This window comes from Legionella moravica DSM 19234 (genome assembly GCF_000423305.1).
Taxonomy (GTDB): Bacteria; Pseudomonadota; Gammaproteobacteria; order Legionellales; family Legionellaceae; genus Legionella; species Legionella moravica.
In genome coordinates, this window is the sequence record NZ_AUHS01000019.1 from 88288 (window position 1) to 111323 (window position 23036).

Here is a 23036-nt window from a genome sequence, read left to right on the forward strand (position 1 = left end):
GATCATGGGTAAGAATGTTGTTGTTTTAGGTACACAGTGGGGCGATGAAGGCAAAGGTAAAATTGTCGATTTGTTAACACAGGATGCACAAGTGGTTGTCCGTTATCAAGGCGGTCACAATGCGGGTCATACATTGAAAATTAATGGGGTGAAAACGGTACTTCGTTTAATACCTTCTGGCATGCTCAGACCTCATGTAACCTGTTATATTGCCAATGGGGTCGTTTTATCACCTCAGGCTTTGCTAGCGGAAATGAATGAGCTCGAACAGAAAGGAATTAATGTACGAGATCGTTTACGAATCAGTATGGCTTGTCCATTAATTCTTCCCTGTCATGTCGCTTTGGATAAAGCCCGCGAAGTACATATGGGGAATTCAGCTATTGGAACAACGGGCCGTGGTATAGGGCCTGCTTATGAAGATAAAATAGCCCGTCGTGCAATCAAGGTAAGTGATTTATTTCATCCTGAGCGATTGACTCAAAAGCTAACAAGCTTGCTGGACTATCATAATTTTGTTTTAACGGAATATTTTAAACAACCTGCGGTAGAGTTAAAGCCAATATTGGATGAGGCCATGCATTGGGCTGAAGAACTGCGATCTATGGTTTGCGATGTGTCAGCCTGTTTGCATGAACATCGAGTAAAGGGTGATAATATTTTATTTGAAGGAGCGCAGGGAGTATATCTTGATATCGATCATGGGACTTATCCTTTTGTGACCTCGTCAAATACCTGTGTTGGTTCAGTAATTAATGGCGCAGGATTTGGCCCTAGATATCTTGATTACGTCTTAGGTATTACCAAAGCTTATACAACTCGTGTTGGTGGTGGCCCTTTTCCTACAGAACTTGTTGATGAGGTAGGTAAGCAAATTGCAGAGCGTGGACAGGAATTTGGAGCAGTAACCGGAAGACCGAGACGATGTGGTTGGTTTGATGCTGTATTATTGAGACGTTCAATTGAGTTAAATAGTATTACCGGTTTATGTATTACTAAACTCGATGTTCTTGATGGTCTGGATGTTCTGCGAATTGCCGTCAATTACAAAGACAGTAACGGTAATTTACTATCACGTCCGCCACAAGCTGCTGATGATTTTGAAGGACTTGTTCCAGTGTATGAAGAAATGCCTGGCTGGCACGAGACAACAGCTGATGTGACCGTGATGAGTGACCTTCCTGCTAACGCCATAGCTTATTTAAAGCGAATAGAAGAGTTATTAGGTATTCCAATCGATATGTTATCTACTGGGCCAGAAAGGGATTCAACCATTATTTTACGCGATCCTTTTTCAGGATAATATGCATTGATAGCCTGGAACATCATGCTGGTTCCAGGCTTATTTCATGAACCATCAGATCTCCACGGCTGTCCCATTAAAAAAATGACGTCTTTCCGAGCGTAGCGAGGAATCTCCTGCAAATTGGCACAATCTGAATTAATGCATTAATTATCATTACCTTTTAAACTCTTTTTTTTACAAGGAATTTAATGATGTCATCAGAAGATGTACCTAGATTTTTATATCATTTCGACTGATATGATTTTAATGGCCGCATTTTAATGGGATCGTGCAACCTTGCAGGAGATTCCTCGCTACGCTCGGAAAGACGTCATTTTTTTAATGGGACAGCCGTGATCAGATCTCGTCATCCTCTTACTCTTTATAACCTAGTACTACTAAAATACAGGGGCCTTTAGCAATAACATTTATTTGATTTATCCTACAACTGTCTATAGCTCGCTCACTTTCCGCACCAGGTTGCATCCAAATATTTTTAATTCCTTTATTAATGGCTTCATTAACACAAAGCTCAGTAATTGGGGGTGGAGTAATGATTGAGATACTTTGTACATCATCAGGCAACTCACTTATATTGGATACTACCGCCAAACCTTCAATTTGTGCTTCATGGGGATTTACTGGATACACCTTTTTCCCATGCTGAATGTAGCACCGCAATACTTTATTACCGTATTTGTCACGATTTGAAGAGGCCCCAATGACTGCAAATGAACTGGATGTAAAAAACTGGTCTATTGAATGGGTTGGCATGATTAATGGGTTCCTAAAGTGCAAGTAGAGTGTAGATAAGAATATCAATGATTTCTCAGGATGTGAATGTGCTTGTTTTGCTAAATAAGGCGATAGGTACTTAGGTCACTGGTCATGTTTCGGTTGTACTTTATAATGATTAATTAACCCGCATTTATTGAGTCTTAAATGCGGGTTTTTATGTATCCTGTTTGAGAATTAAAACGTGTTTTCAAAGGCTATTAATTTTTGTTCTAATTGCCATTGTAATTTTGCTTTTTCACTTTGATTGATAAAACTGTGGCATATCGCACTGTTTAAATCCTTACATTCAGCAACTGGCTCTGCACTATCTGCATTATTCCAAAGGCTTTTTCCTGGAAGAAAAGCATAAGTCAGAGTGTTTCTATTAATTTGCTTCAGGGTGGGATAATCCAGTCCGTGGCCTAGCACTGCTTCTACGTATTGCCGTGTTAAATCGGTCCTTAAAACGCCTTCATCATCCGTTGATAAAACCACAGGAACGTGATGAGCCAAGTAATAATTGAGGGGGTGATTACGGCCTGATACATTCAGTAATTTCTGATTGCTGATTAGGTTTATTTCAACTGGTACATGATGATCTGCCATATACTGTAGGGTTTTTTCGGCATTATTTTCATAGGCTATAGACACACCATGCCCAATTCTTTGTGCCTGTCCGGTTGTTAAAGCATCGTGTATATGGAACCTCAGATCTTCAGGAGTAACAGATTCTGGAGCCAATTCGCCAGCATGCAAGGAAATGTTGACATTGGGGTATTGCTTATGGAGATAGTCAAAGATTTGCATTTGTTTGTGATAGTCACGCAAAGAAATAATACCGTCTTCTGGCTGAACCAAATTAACGCCAACCAGATTTCCTTTAGACAAATTGACTGCTTCAAAGGCATTCAACGCCTGAGCGAATACGCTGTCTATTGGTTGCTCGCGAAGCACATAGTACAATACTTTGATTTTAACTTTGCAGACCTCTTTATCCGGGGTTGTTGTGCAGCCTAATTCATTGTGGGCTTCTTTAAGCATTCGATCACTTTCAAAAACAGTTTGTTCTATATTATTTTTAAAGTCTTTGTTTTCCAGAAGAATTTTTTTCTTTTGGTCGAAATTATCGGTGTTTTTGATCAACTCTCCAAAACGAAGCGAATTGGCATTATCAGTAATGTCCATTAGTTCCAAATACTGTTCTTGTTGTTGCGCTGCTGTTCGAATGACATCTGCGATTAATTGCGGCCTGTAATCAAAGACAATCGGCATATACTTCATGAAGCCATTAAAAAAATGATCGTGCCCTGTTTCTTTTCCAGGAATAAAGTCTTTTAGTGACCAGTCCCGAATAACAGAGGCATAGAGTTCGGGCTTATAAAACAGGTCTTTTATCTGAATGCCATCACAATGAAGAGATGTCTTACTCACTGAAAAATTAGATAAATCAATACAATATTTACCATTAGCTGCTAACGACACCATGGTTTCTGGATAAGGTCCTCCAGCAAGATGATAATGTAATTCCCCACCTTTAGGCATGTTTTTAAAAAATGCATACAGCGCATTGGGATCTGTTTTAATCGTATTAAAATAATTATTAATCTCTGCATGAACAGGTGATAAGAATAATGAACAGAAGAACAGCGAAAGTGTTTTATTAAGATTCATAATGAGCTATTGATTGTCAGGTAATTATGAATTATCGCATAAAACAGCTAAATACCATAGAGATTGATTGGTGTGATTGGGTACTTCATTAAATTCATCTTAACCTACCTCAGCTCCAAAATCAGTTTTGATGCCAGCGTTTACTATCTGATAGAAGTTATGCTCTTGAATGCTTTGAAGAATGATGAATAATCATTGTATTTATGATGCATTCATAGCAGAATATTTTTTAAGATTCATAACCACTGAAGATGAATATGCCTAAAATAGTGTTGAAAACCACATTGATATACTGCGCTTTTATCGTATGGATGATTGGTGGAGGAATCATTCAGGCTGCTGTACGAACGCCTGATCTGAACGATAAAACCAGTGTTACGGTTAATGTGGGAATCTACGCTCCATTCTCAAATCAATCTGCGTTTATAGGTAGAAATATTCTTGCCGCTATGGAAATGGGACGTGATCAATTAAAATCCTCTCGAATTCATTATACGTTCTACACTTTGGATGAGCTACCAAAACAAAGTCATGCCGCTGAGACGCTTCAAAAATTTGTCACGACCCACCATATCAATGTTTTAGTAACTGAAGGTTCTGATAATGGTTTATTGGCAGCGCCCCTTGCACGTAAAAACAATATTCTGCATTTTAGCTTGGCCAATGATCCTGCAATTGCTGATGGCAAGAATAACTTTCTGGCCTGGAGTCCTGCCTATGAACAAGCGGCTGTTTTGGTTGAAGAACTCCAGCGTAAAAAGATAGGCCAAATCGGGATTATAACTTCAAAACGCCCTTCATCCATGGTTTTAACGCAAAGCGTGATAAAGCAGTTACAGCTTCATTCTGCAATTAAAATTGCTGCTTATGAGCAGATTGAACCTGGAATGAAGGACGTTTCGCATCTAATTCAGAGCATTGAAAAGAAAAAACCGGATTTGTATTTTATTATGGCTTCTCCTGAGGATATTGAAATCATCCAATCAGAAATGAGCCATGCTCATGTGAACAAACCGATAACCAGTATTATCGGAAGGGTGACCCCTAAGGTAATGAAAGTTTTTGATGGGCAATGGTATATTGATACTCATGAAATGAAACCTGAATTTATCCAAAAGTTTAAGGAACACTATCTAAATTATCCTGTAACTGAAGCAGGATATGCCTTTGATGTATTTCACATTTTGAATCAAAGTGTTGCCATGGTGTTGAAAACCAAACATCATTTTTCCAGTAAGGAAGTTGCCAATCAAATTCATGTACTGGCAAAAGGAACAGGGGTAATGGGACCATTTAATTTAGAAAAAAATGGTGTTTTGTTTACCAAATCTGAGATCAAAACCATAAAAGACGGTCATGTAGTCACTGTTTAATTAATTATGGTTTATAAAAAGACTGATGGGCATGTCGCTTTAGCAACAATGCCCATCGAATAGATTGTTCTGTTTGGTTATTATCTGTTTGCCAAGGCCATACCTTCCAACACCGTTAATGCTGCATAAAGCTGGTAATCTTCGTGAATTAAATCGTCGGATTTAGCTTCGTTTTTAGTATTGGTATTTTCCGGATTATTCTTATTGATCAAGTGTCCACTCAGATCGGCTTCACTGAATCCGGTTGCGTCAGATTTTTTTATGGAATTTTTGGGAACATCCATTTCTTCTACAACGATGTCTGGAATAATTCCTTTAGCTTGTATGGAAGTTCCAGAAGGGGTGTAGTATAAAGCGGTAGTTAACTTAATTCCAGTTTTACCATCCAGAGGTAATACGGTTTGTACAGATCCTTTACCAAAACTTTTGGTACCAAGAATAATGGCTCTCTTATTATCTTTCAGAGCACCTGCTACAATCTCTGATGCTGAAGCCGAACCATTATTGATTAGAACTACAATTGGAGCATTATCCAAAACATCCCCAGGATTAGCCAAGGCGGTAAATTTAGAGCCCGGTAAGCGTCCTTCAGTGTAAACGATTAGCTCTTGTTTGCCGGATTTGTCATTACCTAGGAAGGCGTCAGAAACCTGGATGGCAGAATCCAGTAAACCTCCGGGGTTGTTTCTAAGATCCAGTACCAAACCTTTTAATTTTCCATTAGACTGTTGCTTTAACTGCTCGATTGCTTGCAGCATGTCTTTACCGGTTAAAGCCTGGAATTGAGTTAATCGGATGTAACCGTAGCCATCACTTAACATTTTACTTTTAACACTTTTAATTTGAATTACTTCCCTAATCAGGTCAAAGGTAAGTGGTTTGCTGACTCCTTTACGTAATACGGTTAATTCTATTGTTGTGCCTGCTTTGCCCCTCATCAGATTCACTGCGTCTTTTAGAGTAAGACCTTGTACTGATTCTTTACCTAGTTTAATAATATAGTCCCCAGATTTTATTCCTGCCTTGAAGGCTGGAGTATCAACTAGAGGTGTAATTACTTTTACAACCCCGTCTTCCATGGTAACTTCGATGCCTAATCCACCAAATTCACCACTGGTTGAGGTTTGTAGCTCTTTAAACTCTTCTTCATTAAGATAACTTGAATGGGGATCCAATCCGGTGAGCATGCCTCGAATGGCATTGTCAAAGAGTTCTTTATCGTCAATTGGTTTGACGTAGTATTTTTTTATTTCACCAATTGCATTAGAAAATCGTTGGACATCTTCCAATGGTATACGTTTCGTATTAGTATTATTTGTATCAGTCTCATCGGCTGTAAACGCTGTTAATGGGAGCATCAACGCGAGCGCGAAAATAAGCGCTACTGTGCTGGGAAGAATTTTCTTGATAACCATAGCGATCTCCTAGGATGCAAGGCCATAAAATCAGCCGCTTTCTTTTGTTTTTATTAATTATTGAAATGCAATTTAAATGCCAAGCGCGAAATCTAAGACAACCAGTCTAGCGGGGGCACCGCTTTTCCTCTGAGTCTTATTTCAAAGTATAGACCGTTTTGCTTAATTCCACCGCTGTGTCCTACACTGGCAATTTGCTCGTTTTGGCGGACTGTCTGCCCTTTATGTTTGAACAGCGATTGATTATGGGCATACAGGGTCATGAAACCTTGGCCATGGTCGATAATCAGGAGTAAACCATAGCCTTTTAACCAATCACTGAATACTACTTTTCCTGGATAAACGGCAGTAACTACTGCTCCTTCATCGGCAAAAAATGTCACGCCTTGATTCATTCTACGTAAGGATCTCTGTACATTTTGTACTGGTAGCGGCAATTTTTTGCGCATTTGAATGAAGGGTTTGCTGCTTTGGACAACACTTTGTTGCGATAATGACTTTAACAGGCGAGATAAATTAGCTTTATCTTTTTCAAATTCTTGTAAGTCATGTTGTTTGTTCTGAATATCATTATTTAGTGATTCAATTAATGTTGTGTGGTATCGTTTATTTTGTTCCAGCTGTTGCTGATGTTGTGACAATTGATTATGCAGTTTTTGATTTTCAGCTAATTCGTTATTTAATTTATCCTTATTCTCGCTTAGATTGGTACGAGTTTCGCCTATTTTGTCGATCAATTCTTGCCGGGATTTAATTATGTATTGATAATAAGTCAAAATTCGGCTTATTTTATAGGGATCATCCTGGGTAAGTATCCATTTCAATGGTTGGTATTCACCCATTTGATATCGTGCTCGTACATGATTTGCCAGTAATTGCTGCTGTGTGGCTAATTGTTTATTCAATAATTCAGCTTTGGCATGCAATTCGGCAATTTTTTGCTCTTTAGATTTTATATCGTTTTGAATTGAACGCAGTCTATGTATTCCTTCACCGATTTGTTTTTCAGTACCGGAAAGTTCCTGATTTAAAATCCCCCGCTTGTCATGAGCTGTGGCCAGTGTTTGCTTTAGATTGTTAATCTGAGCATCCAGCTGTTTTAGCTTGGTTTGAGTTTGCAGTACTGGCGAGGGAGCTGGTGTTGCCTCAAGACTAAAATGAATCAACATTCCCAATGCAATGACGCTCAGGAATGCAGGTTTCGAAGAATACTGGCTAGATTGCGTGGACATGGCTATTTTCCAGTAAGATGTGTCCGGTCATTTCTTTAGGTGGAGTGATGCCGATTATTGAGAGAAGTGTGGGGGCGATGTCGATTAAACTGCCCTCTGATTGAGTAAAATGCCAATCTCCTCCAACACACATAAAGGGCACTGGTTCACTGGTATGGGCAGTATGAGCCTGACGGGTTGTGTCATCAAACATTTCTTCTGCATTACCATGATCTGATGTAATTAACAGCGTTCCGCCTTGACTTTTGAGTGCGTCCCCAACACGTTTCATGCACTGATCAAGACATTCTATAGCCCGAACTGTGGCATTAAAATTACCACTATGTCCTACCATATCAGCGTTTGCATAATTGCAGATGATTACGTCATATTTTTTTTGATTGATGACGTCTACCAAAATATCGGTAAGTTCAGGAGCACTCATTTCCGGTTGAAGATCATAAGTTGCAACCTTGGGGGAGGGTATTAAAATTCGTTCTTCGTTGGCAAATACATGTTCACTGCCACCATTAAAAAAGAATGTTACGTGAGCGTATTTTTCTGTTTCCGCAATTCGTAATTGTTTTAAACCCTGGCGGGCAATAACTTCTCCTAAAGTATTATTTAATGGCACAGGTGGAAATGCCGGAGTTGTCTTCAGATTTTTATCGTATTGAGTCATGCTGATAAAGCAGGATAATTTGGGGCAGATCGTTCTTTTAAATCCTGAAAATGCGGGATCGATAAATGCTGATGATAATTGTCGTGCCCTGTCTGCACGAAAATTAAAGAATAAAATAGCATCTCCGTCTTCTATTATTTTAGGATTTCCAATCAGGGTTGGGGGAATAAATTCATCTGAAAGCTCATTTTGATAAAAATGCTTTATAGCCGTTTCTACATCATCAAAGTGGTGGGTACTTTGTCCCTGAGTGAGTAAATTATAAACGGGTTCTACACGGTCCCAACGCTTATCTCGGTCCATTGCATAGTAACGGCCAGTGATTGAGCTTATGGTGATTCCAGGATGGGTTTCAAGTTCCTTGTTCAAGCGGTGCAAACTGTCCAGGGCGCTTTGTGGCGGAGTATCTCTGCCGTCAAGGAACAGATGCAAATAAACGGAGCTGAATTGTTTCTCGTGACATAAATTCAGTAATGCAAATAAATGGCACTCATGGCTATGAACTCCTCCAGGAGAGAATAACCCCATGATGTGTAGCGATTTACCTGTTTGCCCCAATATCTCAATCGCTTGATTAAAAACGGGATTATCAGCAAACTCACCTTGTTGTATGGCTTTATTAATTCGTGTGAAATCTTGTTGTATAACTCTGCCTGAACCAATATGCATGTGCCCAACTTCAGAATTACCCATTTGTTTGTCTGGAAGGCCTACTGGTTCACCAGACGCTTGCAGAAGGATGTGGGGGCAATTTTGCCACCATTTATCCCATTGAGGTGTATGAGCTGACGCAATGGCATTATGTTTATCACTAGCGTTGTAGCCCCATCCATCAAGAATCATGAGTACCAGGGGAGTATTTTGGGACATGAGATAAATCCTGAATCAAGCAGTTAAATGTCAATAAAAATGATTATACCTTTGGTAATTAAAGAGGTATATAGCTGAAAGAATTGATATTGTTAGGGTGATTTATTTCATTAACGGGGTATTAAAAACTTTGCATTATCAATTGGTATTTTTTGCTTTGTCAGGCTTTGCATGCCGAATGGCTTTAATTTTATCTTTTATCCTTGCAAACGCGAGACAATGTTCCTTATTTTTGTCATATTGCTCTATTAGAGAGAGTAGTGCTCTTGTATTGATTGCGGGAGTTGTAGGTACTGTTTGCTCGCAACCAGACTACTTAATTCTCATCTCAACCGAATTCCTGCGGCTGTGACCGCGGGATCCATGATGGTGGCATTCAAGTATTAGATCCCGCGGTCTTCGCCGCGGGAATTCGGCTTAGATTTATTTAACGGCAGCTACCTGATGCTGAGACATAGCTAATCTATGGTTCAAGCATAGCCATCCTGGATGCCGCGATAAAAATGCACAGTATCTAATCACAACTTTGAGTTTGGGTGCAATTTCCATTTGAATCGCATTGCTGCACGGTCTGACAATCAGAGTCTTCGTCATCATATGAGTTGTTGATTATGTACGTTGGCGCGACGTAAGCTGGCGCTACATATACTGGTGCAACCCAGCCATTTCCTGGGTGATAATTACCAATGGAAATATCATTATTGTGAATAGTGTAATCAGGATGATTCCATCCTCCATAGCCGACATTGGGATGAAATCCACCGCCAAATCGATCGCCAAAACACATCATGGAAGCAGATAAACCAATTACGAAGAATAGTGCGCGAGAAACGGGGTAATTCCGCCTTAATGAGCTCATAAATTTCTCCTGATAAAAGTCATAAGTTCCTAATCCATAAAATGTTCACGACTTACGAAAATGCCTAATATCTTCGTTAAAAGGAATATCTAATCAAGTCATTGAGTGTACCTAAACTCCCTCGTTAAAAATTCCTTATCTTTATAAGAGTATAGTTCTTTTATCGCTCCATGTGTTTATTATTTGTTCTGATGGCTAATGGATGGGCTTATTGGCAATAAGCTTTATATTATTAAAAATAGGATAAAAATTTGACCAGTTTTTTAACCTTTTTAGAAAACAATTTAGGTGTATAAAATTGGCTTGCTACTCGTTTGCTTAGTTCACTTAGAGTAGGGTAGGCGACAATGGTATCTGTGAATGCTCTTAAGGTTTTACCTTCCCTAATCGCCATGACCCACGGGAGTAATAATTCGCCAGCCTGATCTCCTACTATAGTGACACCGAGAATGACCCCCTTTGGATTTACGATTACTTTAATAAATCCATTCGTCTTTTTACAGGTCTGAGCTCTATCATTGCTGGAATAGTCCGCTTTTAGCAGTTCATATTTTATGCCCATAGAGGCACACATCGATTCACTTTTACCCACATGGGCTAATTCCGGAGTAGTATAGGTGACCCAGGGGATCGCGTTATCATGCATCTTGACTGGGAGTTTAAACGCAATATTTTGCAGCACTATCCCTGCATGATAGTTTGCAATATGAGTAAACAGCATGATTCCTGTAACATCTCCAATAGCGAATATTTTTTTGTTACTCGTCCTAAGTCGTTTATCGACCAGTATTCCTTTCGGACTGAATTGAATTCCTGCCTGTCCACAATTTAATTGATCAATATTAGGTTTTCGACCTGTAGCCACAAGCAAGTGAGTTCCGGTGATAAGGATTTCATCATTATTCTGTTTGCACTGAATGAGTGTTTGCTTGGCTTCATTGGTTTCAATTCGTACAATATCGATCTGCTCATAAAGGGTTATGCCATATCCAATCAGCGATTGTCGTACCTGTTCAACCGCTTCAGGATCGTCATGATTTAAAATGCCAAAATGTTCCAATAAGGTTACTTTTGACCCAAGCATGGCAAAGGCTTGTGCTAATTCACAACCGATTGGTCCGCCGCCTATGATTAACAGTTCAGGGGGTAATTGAATGAGTTTAAAAATGGTTTCATTCGTGTAGAAATGAGTAGAATTTAACCCTGGTATAGGGGGGATTGCCGCGGATGACCCTGTAGCAATCACGTAACGCTTTGCTTTAATTTCCGCTGAACCTGCTTTTAAAGTCCGGTCATTGATGAACGTTCCTTTAGCTTGTATAACTTGTACACCCAGTCCTTCAAATCGCTCTACTGAATCATGTACGGCAATAGTATCAATCACTTCTCGGACATGCTGCATAATGCGGGTAAAATCTACTGGTTCCTGAGGAATAGTCATTCCAAGAACTTCATTATGGCCGGTATGCCAATGAGCTGCAGCGGCTGCCAGAAGCGCTTTGGAGGGCACACATCCATAATTTAGACAATCTCCTCCCATCAATCCTTGTTCTACCAAAACGACCTTTAGCCCTAATTGTGCGGCACCAGCTGCCAGACTCAGTCCTCCTGCTCCAGCACCGATAATTGCAATATCACAGCTAATTTCTTTGTTCATAGTAACCTTTGATTTTTTTGTAGAATACAGGCATTAAGGAAAGAAAAGCTAACGCTAAAAGAGGTAGTAACAATTCCGGGGAAAAAATAATCTTAAAATTGGGTGCTTGCCCCTGTTCGAAAAGATGATTCAGACTGTTACCGACAGAAGCATAAATGAGCGATCCGGGTATTATTCCGAGGAATGTCGCAAGAACAAAGGTTCTGGCTTTAACCCCAAGTAATGCAGGTACGATGTTGACTACCCAGAAAGGAAATATCGGAATCAACCGTAAAACAAGTAAATAGGAAAATGCATTATGCTGGAATCCTTGTCGCATTTTATTTACCCATCCTGAGGTTTTTTGAGCAACCAAGTCACTAAAAGCGTATTTTACAGTGAGAAATATCAGTATGGAGCCTATCGTTGCGCTGATTACTACAAACAATGTTCCCCAGAAAAAGCCAAATAAAAGGCCTCCGGTCAAGGTGAGGATTAATGCTCCAGGAAAAGAAGCTGCGACACAAATAACATAAGAAATCATGAATGTTGCCACTGCCAAAATATAATGATCATTGGTCCATGAAATAAGCTGCTGATGGTGTAATTGTAAGGATGAAAAAGTTAAATACTGATTCACTCTAAAAGAGTAGAGAAGAAATAATAACAACAGAATAAGCAATACAGGCCAGATTCTTCGTAGAACACTAAAAGTCATTAGTCCATTCTCCATGATAATCGTCAATGACGTGAAGTGATTGCTCGTTTCGTTGATTTGCAGAACATCATAATGATGATTTTAACCAATAAGGTCAATTGATTTCTTGGTAGCACTTAAATTTTTACTTTAAAGAGGTTAGACTATGTGCCATTTTGAATGGTAGGAAGTGTAGTTTTGGATTACAAATTACCCCAACACATTGCCATTGTGATGGATGGCAACGGTCGCTGGGCTGAAAATCGAGGTTTGGCTCGAATAGAAGGGCACAAGGCTGGCGTTAAGACAGTTAAAACAATGATCAAATCGTGTCTCGAAAAGAAAATTGGCTGCCTTAGCTTATTTGCGTTTAGTTCTGAAAACTGGGCAAGACCCATTGCTGAAGTCAATTTTCTTATGGAGTTATTCGTAGAGGCTTTAAGAAATGAACTGGCGGAATTAAATCAACATGGAATCCGTATTCGGTTTACCGGAGACAGAGAGCCGTTATCCTCTGTTCTGCAAAAAGAAATGCAGGAAGCTGAGTTGCTGACGCAGAATAATCAACAATTAATTGTAAATGTTGTTGTTAATTACGGAGGAAAATGGGATATAGTTACCGCAGCCAAAAAAATGTCCCGGGCTATTAGTAATGGTACCATTGCCCTGGATGAAATAAATGAGTCTAATTTCGCCCAATTTCTGGATACAGATGGGTTACCTGAACCTGATCTTTTTATTCGGACCAGCGGAGAGTTGCGGATTAGTAATTTCTTTCTGTGGCAGTTAGCTTATACCGAACTTTATTTCACTGAAGTGCACTGGCCAGATTTTAATAATGAAGAGCTTGAATTCGCTCTCGATTCCTTTAGTAAGCGCAAAAGGCGCTTTGGTCAAATTTAGACTTTTAATAAGGGCATATATATGTTCATGCAACGTTTAATCACATCATTAATTTTAGTGCCCTTGGTCTTGATGACGCTTTTTTATGCGCCATCCTGGTTTTTAGCGGGCGTACTTTTGCTGGTTTTTGTTGCTGCATGGAAAGAAAGCTTGCAACTCATTCCCATAAATAATAGAGCACACCAGATTGCCTTTTTAGCGTTAATGCTCTTGGCTTTGTGGTTATGTGGTTATTTGTTTTCTTATTGGTTAACCATAGGTTTGGTACTTTGGGTATTTAATTGTATTGCCATTCTTGGTTTTCCTGATTCACAGCGTTATTGGGGATATCCTTCAGTTGTTGGCAGTCTACTGTTGATACTTTTACCTTTATTTATTCAAAGCCTGGCCCATGTGTATGAGTTGCCTCAGGGTAAAGCCCTGGTTATTTATTTACTGTTCTTGATTTGGGCTTCTGATGTTGGTGCCTATCTTGCTGGAAAGCAATGGGGAACACACAAATTAATTCCACAGGTTAGTCCGGGTAAATCCTGGGAAGGCGTGTTGGGAGGATATCTGCTTTCAATGGTTGTTGCGGGTGTCGGGTTTTATTATTTTATGCCTTATTCCATTTTAATCTGGTTTGGACTGGCATTCATTACTGTGACCATTTCAATTTTTGGCGATTTATTCATCAGTATTTTAAAACGACGTTGTCATTTGAAGGATACAGGTACTATTATTCCCGGCCATGGCGGTATTTTGGATCGTCTGGATAGTTTAATAGCGGCCTTACCTTTATTTTATTTTGGATTAACTTTTATCCCCTTGGGAATTTAGTTTACTGGTTGGATTAAATTTTGGATGACAGCATGCTTTTAACTCTGTTGTATTTTTTACTGGCTTTATTATTACTGGTTACCGTACATGAATATGGCCATTTTCAGGTAGCACGGTGGTGTGGAGTCAAAGTATTACGTTTTTCATTTGGTTTTGGAAAGGTACTTGCGAGATGGCGTGACAAAAAGGGAACTGAATACGCCTGGTCTCTTTTTCCCCTTGGCGGATACGTCAAAATGCTTGATGAAACGGAAGGGGAAGTAGCGGAGCAGGATAAGCCTTACGCTTTCAATAACAAATCAGTTTGGGCGCGAATAGCCATCGTTCTGGCTGGCCCCATGTTTAATTTTATTTTTGCTTTTGTCGCATTATGGCTGGTGTTGGTTATAGGAATGCACTCACTCGCTCCGATGATTGACTCAGTCAAACCTGGCAGTTTGGCAGCTAAAGCGGGTCTTGGGCCTAAACAGGAAATAATCGCACTGAACGGCACCAGGATAAACAGTTGGCGAGATTTTCAATACGCCATGATGCCGCTTATTGGTTCACGGGAAACAGTCAACATAACGGTCAAATCTTTAGTCGATGGCCATCAAAGTCAGCTCAGTTTGCCTTTAACTGATTGGAAACTCGATGATAAGGCACCCGATCCTCTGGATAGTCTTGGTATTGAGCCATTTATTCCAACAATTCCCCCCGTGATTGGAGAGGTTGTACCAGACTCTCCTGCTGAAAAGGCAGGTCTGAAGGTCGGCGACGAACTATTGAGCGTCGATGGCCAGTCATTTGATGATTGGATGTTTCTGGTAGATTATGTGCGAGAACGGCCTGATACCCAATTAACTCTGCAAATAAAAAGAAAAGGAATAAAACAGAGCATATCCATACTGACAGGAAGTCAAAAAAACAAAGACAAGATAGAGGGTATTATTGGCGTTCGCTCCCAAAAAGTTGACTGGCCAGCACATTGGTTACGCCTGGAGAGGGAGGGGCCAATATCCGCTTTGGGTACCGCATTCAATCAAACAATCCATCTCACGGGGACAACATTTACGCTGATGGGCAGATTGGTTACAGGTCGCTTGGGATTAAACAGCATTAGCGGGCCCGTTGGGATTGCTCAAGGAGCAGGAAGTTCCGGGCGGGGTGGTTTGGTATCTTATTTGTTTTTTCTTGCCTTGGTGAGCATTAGTTTAGGTGCTTTAAATTTATTACCAATACCTATCCTGGATGGGGGACATTTGCTGTATTATGTTCTGGAAATTATTAGACGCAAGCCTTTGTCTGATGGAGTCAAAACTGTTGGAGTGTATTTAGGTTTGGTCTTATTGGTTGCCTTAATGTTTGTAGCGCTTACTAATGATATATCAAGATTAACGGGGTAGGAGTCTCTATACATTTAATGCATTCAGGATCTCCATCCTGCCGCGGTACTGGTGATGAACAATTCCTGGAGATGAGTGATTAAAATAGGATATTAGAGTTAAGAAACTTGACAGTAGTTTCTTCTTCCTATAAAACGGTTTCAATTTTTGGCGTGACTGGACTGTAGTAAAATTTCAGAAAATCGCGTAGTACTGGACGTAAAAAAATAATGAAAAAAGTCGGTAATAAAATAATATTGGGTGTTTGTTGTTCTACTATGTTGGCGTGGTCCGCACAAACTATGGCTTCTGATGGGTTCATCGTTCGGGGTATCAAAGTTACGGGATTACAAAGAGTCTCTACTGGAACCGTGTTAAATTACATACCAGTCCAGGTTGGCGAAGAGATTAACTCAAGTTCAACAGGCCAGATTATACGAACCCTATATGATACTGGATTTTTCCAGTCTGTCTCACTTGAGCGTCAAGGGAACATTCTAATCGTCAATGTGGTTGAAAGAGCAACCATTGGTAGCATCACTGTTGTCGGAAATAAAGACATTCCCAGCGATAAAATGAAAGCTTTTCTCAAGGAAATGGGACTGGTCAAAGGTCGCGTATTTCAGAAGTCTTCATTGGAGCGCTTGGAAAAAGAACTCAAACAAGCTTATACGGCTCGAGGCAAATACAATTCACGTATTGAAGCTAAAGTTTCTTCATTAACTGATAACAGAGTAGCCATTACCATTTCAGTTTCAGAAGGTCGGGTTTCTCGAATTAAAGAAATCAAAATAATAGGCAATCACGATTTTACTACCAATGAATTGTTGCCTGAATTTGCTTTGTCTACCAGTAATCTATTTACCTATTTTTCTAAAAAGGATCAGTACTCCAAGGCATCAATGGATGCCTCTCTGGAAGCGTTGAGATCGTTCTACCTGGATCGGGGCTACTTGAAATTTAATATTGTTTCATCACAAGTTCTGCTATCTCCTGACCGGAAAGATGTTTATATCAATGTGCATATAGAAGAAGGGCCACAATATCATTTCGCCGGCTATTCAGTCGTTGGGAAAACAATACTGCCGAAGGAAAAAATTGATCCTCTGGTTCAAGTGAAAAAGGGTGATGTATTTTCCCGGAAAAAAGTAACTGAATCCATTTCGGCTATTGGCTTGGCTTTAGGTGATGTCGGTTATGGTTTTCCAGCAATAAGTGCCGAACCTCGCATCGATGAGAATGATAAATCGGTCTTTATTACTTTTGTAGTGGAGCCAGGCCGCCATGTTTATGTTCGTAGAATTAATTTTCACGGCAACACCAAAACCGCAGATTATGTATTAAGAAATATTATTCGCCAGAATGAAGGCGGCCTTTTGTCCTTACATAATATTAAAGAATCAGAGAGACAATTACGCTTACTTGGCTATTTAAAGAATATTGATGTTAAGACCAATCCTGTTCAGGGAACCAATAATCAGGTTGATTTGGATGTTCAGGTTGAAGAAGCCCCATCTGCTGAAGCCAGTGCTTCCATAGGTTATGGTACTAACGGTTATCAGTTTAATACTTCTGTAAACCAACATAACTTTATGGGAACAGGCCGCTCCATGGGAGCATCTTTTAACGCCAGTCAATGGGGACAGGATTATTCATTTAATTACTACAATCCATTCTATACAGATACGGGGGTTGGACGAGGAGGCAGTCTCTATTATTCTCGGATAGACCCTACAAACCTGAACGTCAGTACCTACAGCTCGAACCGATTTGGAGGAGATATTAATTATAATTTCCCTCTGGGAGAAGCGAGCAGCTTCCAGATCGGTTATGGTTATCAGGATATTGATATCAAATCAGTTGGCGCTGTAATTCCAATTCAGAATTTCGTCAATCTGTATGGCACTCATTTCCAGGAAATTCGCTTAACTACTGGTTGGAGTAGAAACAGCTATGATCAGATGCCTTATCCCAATAGCGGTTTGAATCAACAGGCAATCGCTTTTGTTGCTCTGCCTGCAACATCGCAATCTTTAACTTACTATAAGAGCTCATACCAAGCGCACGTGTATTATCCATTGTTTCGTGGATGGATATTCTCAGCATTAGGCAATGTGGGATATGGAAATACCTTTAGTTACAATGGGCTGCCATTCTTTGAAAACTATTATGCAGGGGGTACTGCACAACCGGGTCAAGTTCGGGGTTATGACAGTTATTCTTTAGGCCCACTGGATAATATGGGTAATGCTATGGGAGCGAACCTTCTGCTTAATGCCAGTGCTGGTCTTATATTGCCGTACCCTTTAAGCCGCGACAATATCAGAACAACTATCTTTGCAGATGCGGGTAATGTGTTTTCTTATGGCACTCCAGACGCATTACGTGGAACTCCTGCAGGTCCTATGCGTTATTCAGCGGGTGTTTCGTTAGAATGGCGTTCTCCATTCGGTCCGCTGGCATTCAGTATTGCGAAGGCGTTGAATCCACAACCGTTTGATCAAACACAGTATTTCCAATTTGCTCTCTCTTCAGGATTTTAGGGGAAAGCACAAAGGAATTTGTAATGAAAAGGTTTGTTGAAAAGTGTTGCTGCACATATCGCAACCCTTTTCGAATTGTGCTAGCATCACTATCTTTAAATTAGGAGATAAATATGAAACGTTTTGGTGCGGTATTAGTCGCATTGGTTTTTAGTTTGGTTGGCACATCTGCATTTGCAGATTGGGCAAAAATAGGTGTTGTTGATTTACAAAAAATCATGCAGACATCAAGTCAAATGAAAGACATCCAGGCAAAACTGGAAAAAGAATTTAAACCACGTCGTGATAAGTTAATGGCTGTAGAAGCAAGTCTAAAGTCTGACATGGAAAAATTCAAGCGTGATAGCGCTATTATGAGTGCTACTCAAAAGAAAGATCTGGAAAAGAAAATTGTTGCTGCACAACAACAATTTGAGCGAGATGGACAGCAATATCAGCAAGAATTAAGCACTGCTCACAATGAAGCAATGGAAGGTCTGTATACTAAAGTTCGTTCTGCAATTTCTAAAGTTGCCAAAGACGAAAAATACGATATAATCGTACAAAAAGATGCAACTCCTTTCAGTTCTGATTCATTAGATGTAACCGATAAAGTTATTAAAGCAATAAATTAGTTCGGCGGACCAGTTGCTGACCCTTGCGCAATTAGCTGATATTTTAGATGGCGTCTGGCATGGAAATGCCAGTCACGCCATTTTTGGTTTGTCTTCTTTGGCGCGAGCCACATCTAGGGATGTCGCTTATTTCGATAACCCTTTGTTGTACAATACACTAGGACATACTGCTGCAGGCGCTGTCATTCTGAAAGCAGAGCATGTGCCTCTATGTCCAGTGAATTCTATAGCGGTTTCAAATCCTCTGGCCTCCATGACTGAAGCAGTTAAGTTGTTTTCCTCTGCCCAATCTCCTAACAGGGGAATACACGAAACAGTTCGTATTCATCATTCTGCACAAATAGGTAACCAGGTTTCCATAGGTGCTTATAGTGTTATTGGTGAAGATGTCCACATAGCTGATGGCGTTATCCTGGGTTCCAATACTGTCATTGAATCGGCTGTGTCCATTGGAGAAGACAGCAGGATTGGTTGTGGCGTGATGATTCATTCAGGCTGTCGTCTTGGAAGGAATGTACGTATCAATTCAGGATGTATTATTGGTTCATCTCCCTTTAATTATTACAAAGAACATGGAGTTTGGCAGCAAGGCCCTGATATTGGTGCGGTGATTCTTTCTGATGAAGTGCATTTAGGTGCCAATACGGTAATTGATAGAGGAGCTCTGGGCGATACTTATCTCGCAGAAGGCGTTTGCGTCGATAATCTGGTGCAGATCGCGCACGATGTGTATATCGGGAGCAATACCGCAATAGCTGGTTGTGCTGCTGTAGGTGCTTATGCTCATATTGGCTCTGATTGCATTATAGGGGGGGCAAGCAGCATTGCCGCTAATGTTCGATTAGGCGAAAATATTGTGATTACTGGAATGTCTACGGTCAGTAAATCGATAGCCAAGTCAGGTATTTATTCTTCTGGAACCATGGCCCATGAACATAATCGATGGCGCAAAAATGCGGCGCGATTCAAACGGCTGGATGATTATATAACCAGAATGGGTGCACTAGAGAAAAAACTAAGGAATGATGATCCATCAATACAGGTACAGCAAGAGTAGGGTTGATTCAGATTTCTGATTGGTTTAGGTAGTCAATTGGATATTTTTTAATTATTCGATTGATTAGAGTAGTGTAAAACAAGATAATGAATATTCTTTTATAGAATTCATAATGATGAAATGATTCAATGAGAAACAATGTATGAGTGAGCATATTGATATAAATCAGATAATAAATCTGTTGCCGCACCGTTATCCATTTCTTTTGGTTGACAGAGTCCTGGATTATAAAAAAATGGATTATTTGACAGCAATCAAAAATGTGACCATGAATGAGAATTTTTTTACTGGCCATTTTCCAGGAAATCCAATCATGCCAGGTGTACTAATGCTTGAAGCATTAGCTCAAGCCTGTGCTATTTTGTCTAATCTTTCCCGCCAACCTAAAGAAGGGTACGAATTTTTGCATTATTTTGCAGGAATTGATAATGCTCGCTTTAAACAAATAGTCACCCCAGGTGATCAATTAAGATTGGAAGTAAAGTTAATAGGGCAAAAGAGAGATTTTTGGCGTATGCATGGTGAAGCTTATGTAGGTGATAAATTGGCTTGTTCCGCAGACTTATTAAGCGCAGCAAAGGAAATTCTAAAGTGATAGATGAAAGAGCAATGATTCATCCATCTGCAAAGCTGGGAAAAGGGGTATCTATTGGCCCTGGTACAGTTATCGGTGCAGATGTTGAGATTGGTGAAAATACCTGGATTGGTCCGCATGTAGTAATTGATGGGCCAACAACGATTGGTAAAAACAATAAAATATTTCAATTTGCTTCAGTAGGTGATGAGCCACAGGACATCACTTATAAGGGCGAGCCAACTCGTTTGGAAATTGGTGATAATAATGTAATACGCGAATATTGTATGATTAGCCGTGGCACCGTCAAAGGCGGTGGTGTTACTCGCATCGGAAATAATAATTTTTTAATGGCTTATTCTCATATAGGTCATGATTGTATGGTTGGTGACCAAATTATTATGGTGAATTACGCGGCCTTATCTGGTCACGTTATCGTTAATGATTTCGCGATCATTGGTCCTTATGCGGCGGTACATCAATTTTGTCATGTAGGGGCTTATGCATTTATTGCGCGTGCAACGTACGTTACTAAAGATGTATTGCCCTATGTTATGATTGCAGGACATACAACTTCAGCATGTGGAATAAATACTGTTGGATTGCGCAGACGGGGCTTTTCTTCTTCGGCAATAGACAGTCTAAGACGGGCTTATAAAATTATTTTCCGTAAGGGTTTGACAGTGCAACAAGCTGTAGCTGAACTGGAGTTGATGCAGGGGGAATGTCCTGAGGTTATTCCTATGATTGATGCTCTGAATCAATCCACGCGCGGTATTGTGAGATAAATGATGATTGCTCCCTACCTGGCTGTAGCTTTTGGAGGGTCTTTGGGAGCAATGTCGCGTTATGCAACTGTACTTTTTGCGCAGAATATATGGGGATTACGATTTCCATACGGTACTTTAATCGTCAATACTTTAGGTTCTTTTTTAGCGGGATTTTTTCTTACTTTATTAGTGGGGCGTTTCAGTGCTGAAGAATATTGGCGTTTATTTTTCTTTACTGGTTTTTTAGGTGCATTTACCACCTTTTCAAGTTTTGCTGCTGAATCATTGTTTTTGTATGAACAAGGACAATGGTTCAAATTACTGGTGAATATTTTAGTTAATAACATTGGTGCCTTGACAATGGTACTTGTAGGTACCTGTGTTGCTCGATGTTTGCTTGCAGGGTACCTTGATCCAACTTAAAACTCAGAGTGTTTACTTATGTTAGATAATCAATTACTTCGTGAAGATCCCCAACGTGTTGCTTCTCAACTTTTAAAGCGTGGCTTTAAATTTGATGTGGATGCCTTTTCTGAATTGGAAGAAAAACGTAAAGCATTACAAGTCAGCACCCAGTCGCTGCAAAATGAACGGAATATGCGCTCCAAAGCCATTGGCGCGGCAAAATCTCGCGGTGAAGATATAGAGCCTATGCGAGAAGAGGTTAATCAATTGGGGGCGCGATTAGAGCAACAGAAAGCAGAGCTTGAAACGGTATTACAGCACATTGAGGCTATTGCATTATCTCTGCCTAATATTCCGCATGAATCCGTCCCTGTAGGTAAAGATGAACAAGATAACCAAGAGGTTAGGCGTTGGGGTACAGTTCCCGAGTTTGATTTTCCAGTGAAATCTCATGATGAGTTGGGAGATGCACTTGGACAAATGGATTTTGCTCTGGCTGCTAAAATTACGGGAAGCCGTTTTGTAGTAATGAAACATCAAATTGCGCGACTGCATCGTGCTTTAATTCAGTTTATGCTCGATACTCATACCCAACAGCATGGTTATCAAGAGATCTATGTACCCTATATTGTGAATTCTGACAGTCTTTTGGGGACTGGTCAGTTACCTAAATTTGAAGAGGATTTGTTTAAACTGACTGGAGATAATGGTTATTATCTGACTTCCACAGCAGAAATCCCTGTAACTAATACAGTAAGAGATACCATTTTGCCTGTCGAATCCTTGCCTGTTCGCTATGCATGCCATTCACCCTGTTTCAGAAGTGAGGCCGGTTCTTATGGCAAAGATACTAAAGGGATGATTCGCCAGCATCAATTTGAAAAAGTTGAGTTGGTCTGGATAACGAAGCCAGAAGATTCTTATGATGCTCTGGAGCAGCTAACCCACCATGCTGAAGTCATTTTGCAGCGATTGGAGTTGCCTTATCGGGTACTTGCTCTGTGCACCGGGGACATGGGGGCTGGATCTGCAAAAACGTATGATCTTGAGGTTTGGCTGCCTAGCCAAAATACGTATAGAGAAATTTCATCCTGCTCCAATATGGAAGCCTTTCAAGCACGTCGAATGAAAGCGCGATATCGCAATCCAGAAACTAATGAAATAGAACTGGTACATACCTTAAATGGCTCAGGATTGGCGGTAGGAAGAACTTTGGTTGCCATTATGGAGAATTACCAGGATAAAAACGGCGCTATTCATATCCCTACTGTTTTAAAACCTTATTTGGGTGGTATGGACGTTATTTTAAATTCATTAAAATAGTATGTATTCTTTAGTGTTTTAAATGCCATGCTTGTTCCCTTCTCCCTTAAAAAGGGAGAAGGGAACAGATAGCGCAATCGGTTTGAGTGTTGCCATTGATTTCTTTCCTCCTCCCTTTTAATGAAGAAGGGAGTAGTTTGTGTAACCGGTTTATAGTGTTATCTATTTACCTGGTCATTTATGTTACC

20 protein-coding genes are annotated in these 23036 nt (G+C 40.1%); 12 read left to right on the forward strand and 8 right to left on the reverse strand.

The window, feature by feature from the left end; genetic code table 11:
- The first annotated feature begins 4 nt into the window (after nt 1-4).
- A complete protein-coding gene (locus tag G543_RS0105715; protein ID WP_028383688.1) occupies nt 5-1303 on the forward strand; it encodes an adenylosuccinate synthase in 1299 nt (432 codons plus the stop codon).
- A gap of 357 nt (nt 1304-1660) precedes the next feature.
- Here G543_RS0105715 and G543_RS0105720 read toward each other — a convergent pair whose 3' ends face one another.
- Both G543_RS0105720 and G543_RS0105725 read right to left on the reverse strand, forming a co-directional pair.
- Nucleotides 1661-2059, reverse strand: coding sequence for a CoA-binding protein (locus G543_RS0105720; protein WP_028383689.1), 399 nt, complete (start codon nt 2057-2059; stop codon nt 1661-1663).
- A gap of 198 nt (nt 2060-2257) precedes the next feature.
- On the reverse strand, nt 2258-3733 hold the full coding sequence (locus tag G543_RS0105725; protein ID WP_028383690.1) for an adenosine deaminase family protein: 1476 nt from the start codon (nt 3731-3733) through the stop codon (nt 2258-2260).
- A 257-nt stretch (nt 3734-3990) separates the two neighbouring features.
- Between G543_RS0105725 and G543_RS0105730 the strand changes: the two genes are divergently transcribed.
- Nucleotides 3991-5106, forward strand: a complete 1116-nt coding sequence (locus G543_RS0105730; protein ID WP_028383691.1) for an ABC transporter substrate-binding protein — start codon at nt 3991-3993, stop codon at nt 5104-5106.
- An 80-nt stretch (nt 5107-5186) separates the two neighbouring features.
- Here G543_RS0105730 and G543_RS0105735 read toward each other — a convergent pair whose 3' ends face one another.
- The 6 genes from G543_RS0105735 to G543_RS19305 all read right to left on the reverse strand — a co-directional run bounded on the left by G543_RS0105735 (nt 5187) and on the right by G543_RS19305 (nt 12497).
- The gene (locus tag G543_RS0105735) at nt 5187-6521 is read right to left on the reverse strand and encodes a S41 family peptidase (RefSeq protein ID WP_028383692.1); all 1335 of its coding nucleotides are present in this window, start codon (nt 6519-6521) and stop codon (nt 5187-5189) included.
- A gap of 92 nt (nt 6522-6613) precedes the next feature.
- Nucleotides 6614-7690, reverse strand: a complete 1077-nt coding sequence (locus tag G543_RS0105740; protein ID WP_081675625.1) for a murein hydrolase activator EnvC family protein — start codon at nt 7688-7690, stop codon at nt 6614-6616.
- A 46-nt stretch (nt 7691-7736) separates the two neighbouring features.
- The gene (gpmI, locus tag G543_RS0105745; protein WP_028383694.1) at nt 7737-9284 is read right to left on the reverse strand and encodes a 2,3-bisphosphoglycerate-independent phosphoglycerate mutase; all 1548 of its coding nucleotides are present in this window, start codon (nt 9282-9284) and stop codon (nt 7737-7739) included.
- A gap of 514 nt (nt 9285-9798) precedes the next feature.
- On the reverse strand, nt 9799-10143 hold the full coding sequence (locus tag G543_RS0105750; RefSeq protein ID WP_028383695.1) for a hypothetical protein: 345 nt from the start codon (nt 10141-10143) through the stop codon (nt 9799-9801).
- Between the two features lie 232 nt (nt 10144-10375).
- Nucleotides 10376-11800 carry a dihydrolipoyl dehydrogenase family protein gene (locus tag G543_RS0105755; protein WP_028383696.1) on the reverse strand — a complete coding sequence of 475 codons (1425 nt, stop codon included), beginning with the start codon at nt 11798-11800 and terminating at the stop codon, nt 10376-10378.
- Nucleotides 11784-12497 (reverse strand): TVP38/TMEM64 family protein, encoded by a 714-nt coding sequence (locus G543_RS19305; RefSeq protein WP_035921528.1) that lies wholly within the window; start codon nt 12495-12497, stop codon nt 11784-11786. Before G543_RS19305 ends, G543_RS0105755 begins: the two co-directional genes overlap by 17 nt.
- 177 nt (nt 12498-12674) lie before the next feature.
- Between G543_RS19305 and uppS the strand changes: the two genes are divergently transcribed.
- From uppS to serS, 10 genes are all read left to right on the forward strand, one after another.
- A complete protein-coding gene (uppS, locus tag G543_RS0105765) occupies nt 12675-13379 on the forward strand; it encodes a polyprenyl diphosphate synthase (protein WP_028383698.1) in 705 nt (234 codons plus the stop codon).
- A gap of 21 nt (nt 13380-13400) precedes the next feature.
- Nucleotides 13401-14198 carry a phosphatidate cytidylyltransferase gene (locus tag G543_RS0105770; RefSeq protein ID WP_028383699.1) on the forward strand — a complete coding sequence of 266 codons (798 nt, stop codon included), beginning with the start codon at nt 13401-13403 and terminating at the stop codon, nt 14196-14198.
- Nucleotides 14199-14230: 32 nt separating this feature from the next.
- The gene (gene rseP, locus G543_RS0105775) at nt 14231-15583 is read left to right on the forward strand and encodes an RIP metalloprotease RseP (protein ID WP_028383700.1); all 1353 of its coding nucleotides are present in this window, start codon (nt 14231-14233) and stop codon (nt 15581-15583) included.
- Between the two features lie 209 nt (nt 15584-15792).
- Nucleotides 15793-18105 carry an outer membrane protein assembly factor BamA gene (bamA, locus tag G543_RS0105780; RefSeq protein WP_028383701.1) on the forward strand — a complete coding sequence of 771 codons (2313 nt, stop codon included), beginning with the start codon at nt 15793-15795 and terminating at the stop codon, nt 18103-18105.
- 113 nt (nt 18106-18218) lie between these two features.
- Nucleotides 18219-18719, forward strand: a complete 501-nt coding sequence (locus G543_RS0105785) for an OmpH/Skp family outer membrane protein (protein ID WP_028383702.1) — start codon at nt 18219-18221, stop codon at nt 18717-18719.
- Between the two features lie 13 nt (nt 18720-18732).
- On the forward strand, nt 18733-19776 hold the full coding sequence (lpxD, locus tag G543_RS0105790) for a UDP-3-O-(3-hydroxymyristoyl)glucosamine N-acyltransferase (protein WP_028383703.1): 1044 nt from the start codon (nt 18733-18735) through the stop codon (nt 19774-19776).
- A gap of 142 nt (nt 19777-19918) precedes the next feature.
- Nucleotides 19919-20371: a 3-hydroxyacyl-ACP dehydratase FabZ gene (fabZ, locus tag G543_RS0105795; RefSeq protein ID WP_028383704.1), complete on the forward strand. Its 453-nt coding sequence runs from the start codon at nt 19919-19921 to the stop codon at nt 20369-20371.
- Complete coding sequence (gene lpxA / locus G543_RS0105800; RefSeq protein WP_028383705.1) at nt 20368-21138, forward strand: acyl-ACP--UDP-N-acetylglucosamine O-acyltransferase; 771 nt, start codon at nt 20368-20370, stop codon at nt 21136-21138. Before fabZ ends, lpxA begins: the two co-directional genes overlap by 4 nt.
- Complete coding sequence (gene crcB, locus G543_RS0105805) at nt 21139-21543, forward strand: fluoride efflux transporter CrcB (RefSeq protein ID WP_028383706.1); 405 nt, start codon at nt 21139-21141, stop codon at nt 21541-21543.
- A gap of 18 nt (nt 21544-21561) precedes the next feature.
- On the forward strand, nt 21562-22848 hold the full coding sequence (gene serS, locus G543_RS0105810) for a serine--tRNA ligase (RefSeq protein ID WP_028383707.1): 1287 nt from the start codon (nt 21562-21564) through the stop codon (nt 22846-22848).
- Nucleotides 22849-23036: the final 188 nt, after the last annotated feature.